1 protein-coding gene is annotated in these 2,607 nt (G+C 75.4%); it reads right to left on the bottom strand.

Annotated elements, in window-relative coordinates; translation table 11 throughout:
- Positions 1-73 precede the first annotated feature (73 nt).
- A complete protein-coding gene (locus ABZ863_RS35495; protein WP_358544154.1) occupies positions 74-2,485 on the bottom strand; it encodes a condensation domain-containing protein in 2,412 nt (803 codons plus the stop codon).
- Positions 2,486-2,607 lie beyond the last annotated feature (122 nt).

Here is a 2,607-nt window from a genome sequence, read left to right as displayed (position 1 = left end):
CACGGCATCCGCGTGGTCGCTGCCGGAGAGTCGCTACTCGCGCCGCGCATCACACGCCGTCTCATCGCCCAGTTCACCGCACAACGAACAGCCAGGTCCACACGACCTGCACGTCCCCGGCGCCGAGCCCGATCAGGGCCACGCGCAGCAGCGGGCCCTCGGCGAGGTCGACGCCCCGGGCGCGGTCCTCGGCGAGGAAGTCGGCGAGCAGCAGCGCCCGTTCGGCCTCGGCCGCGGCTGACCAGTCGGCGAGGTGCACCGGGGCCTCCAGCTGCCGGCGCACCACCTGGACGGGCTCCGGTACGCCTTCCCAGACCAGCGAGACGCGCAGCGCGTCGGCGCGCTCCAGGACCCGCCGCCAGGCGGTGGCGAGCCGTTCGACGTCGGTGACGCCCTCCAGGGTGAAGGTCAGCTGCTCCAGGTAGGCGCCGGAGCCGGGGTCGGCCAGGGCGTGGAAGAGCATGCCGGACTGGAGCGGGGTCAGGGGGTAGATGTCCTCGACCGTGCGGCCGTCCCCGGCGATCCGGTCCACCTCGGCCTGGCCGAGGGGGACCAGCGGGAAGTCCGAGGGGGTGCAGCCGCCCGCGCCGGGGCGGGCGCAGTGCTCGGCGAAGGCGGCCAGTTCGGCGGCGAAGCTCTCGGCGAGGCCGCGCACCGTCTCCTCGCGGTAGGTGTCGGCCGAGTAGAGCCAGGAGAAGACGAGTTGTCCGTCCTGGACGGCGCCGACCACGTCCAGCAGGTGGGTACGGCGCTCGGCGGGGGCGTGCTCGCCGCCGACGGAGGGCAGGGCCGCGCCGAACAGGCCGGCCTCGCTCTCGTCGCCGGAGACGTCGAACTGACCGTGGTAGTTGAAGCTGACCAGCGGGTCGAGGCGGCCCACCGGGGCGTCGGCGAGGTGGCGCAGGGCGCCGTAGCCGATGCCGCGCTGCGGGACGGCCCGCAGCTGTTCCTTGACGCACTTGACCGCGTCGGCCCAGCCGCCGTCCGGGTCGTCCCCGGCCGGTTCGGGCAGGGCGAGGGCGATCGGGTGCAGCGAGGTGAACCAGCCGACGGTACGGGTCAGGTCGACGTCGGCGAACAGCTCCTCACGGCCGTGGCCCTCCAGGGTGACGGCGACCCTGTCGTGCCCCGTCCAGGTGCGCAGGGCGCGGGCGAGGGCGGTGAGCAGGACGTCGTTGGCCTGGGTGCGGTAGAGGGCGGAGCCCTGCTGGAGCACGGCTTCGGTCTGCGCGGCGGTGAGGGCGAGGGAGACGGCGGCCTGGGTGGCGACGGTGTTGCGGCCGCCCGGCAGGTCGACGGGGAGCGCGGTCCCGGCCTGCTTGCCGACGGCCCGCCAGTACGGGATCTGGTCGTCGAAGCCCCCGGCGGCGGTGTGCGCGGCCAGCCGCTCGGCCCACTGCCGCACCGAGGTGCCCTTCGGGCCCAGCTCCGCCCGGCCGCCCGCGGTGATCTGCTCGTAGGCGGCGGCCAGGTCCTCCATCAGGACGCGCAGGGAGACGCCGTCCATCACCAGGTGGTGGGCGACCACGGCCAGCCGCGCGGGCCGCCCGGTGCCCTGCCGCCCGACGACGAAGCGGATCAGCGGACCGTCCGCCAGGTCGAAGCCGCGGTGCGCGGCGAGGACGGCGGCGCGCCACCGGTCCTCCGGCGTGTCCGCCGGACCGTCCCCGGCGGTCAGGTCGTGGACGTCGAGGACCGCGTCGGTGTCGACGTCGCCGAGGTACGTGGCGGCCGGGCGCGGCCCGGCGGTGGTGTCGAAGGTGAGGCGCAGGGCGTCGTGGTGGGCGAGCACGGCGGTCACGGCGGCGCGCAGCGCGGCCGCGTCGTACGCGGGGGTGAGGGCGACGGCGACCGAGAAGTTGAAGTGCCCGGGCGCGGCCGGATGCGTCTCGAAGAACCAGGCGCTGGCCGGGAGCACGGGCACCGGGCCCGAGAGCGGGCCCTGTTCGGCGAGGACCCCGGCCGTCTCCCCGGCGGGCTGGACGGCCGGCGCGAGGGCGGCGACGGTCGGGTGGAGGAAGACGTCGCGGGAGGTGAGGGCGAGCCCGGCGCGGCGGGCGCGGGAGACCACCTGGAGGCTGATGATCGAGTCGCCGCCGAGGTCGAAGAAGTTGTCGTCGACGCCGACCCGTTCGACGCCGAGGATCTCGGCCCAGATGCCGGCGAGCAGCTGTTCGGTCTCCGTGCGGGGCGCGGTGTACGCGGTGGTGTCGGCGGTGAAGTGGGGTGCGGGCAGGGCGGCCCGGTCGAGCTTGCCGGCGGCGTTGAGCGGCAGCGCGTCCAGGGTGACGAAGGCCGCCGGGACCATGTACTCCGGCAGCGTCGCCGCGAGCAGCTCGCGCAGCTCGGCGTCGGGCACCTCACCGGTGGCGGCGACGTAGCCCACCAGGTGCCGGGCGTCGGGGGTGTCCTCGCGGAGGATGACGGCGGCCCGGGTGACCAGGGGGTGGGCGAGCAGCGCGGTCTCGATCTCGCCGGTCTCCACGCGGTGGCCGCGGATCTTGACCTGGTGGTCCAGCCGCTGCTGGTCACCGGGCTGGTCTTCGCGGTGTTCTGCACCAGCGCGCTGCGCCGTCAGCGGCCCGACGCCGTGGTGCTGCTCGGCGC

Source organism: Saccharomonospora sp. NPDC046836, assembly GCF_040645195.1.
Taxonomy (GTDB): domain Bacteria; phylum Actinomycetota; class Actinomycetes; order Mycobacteriales; family Pseudonocardiaceae; genus Prauserella_A.
The sequence above is the reverse complement of the archived record's forward strand: the minus strand, read 5'-3'. Positions and strand labels throughout refer to the sequence as shown.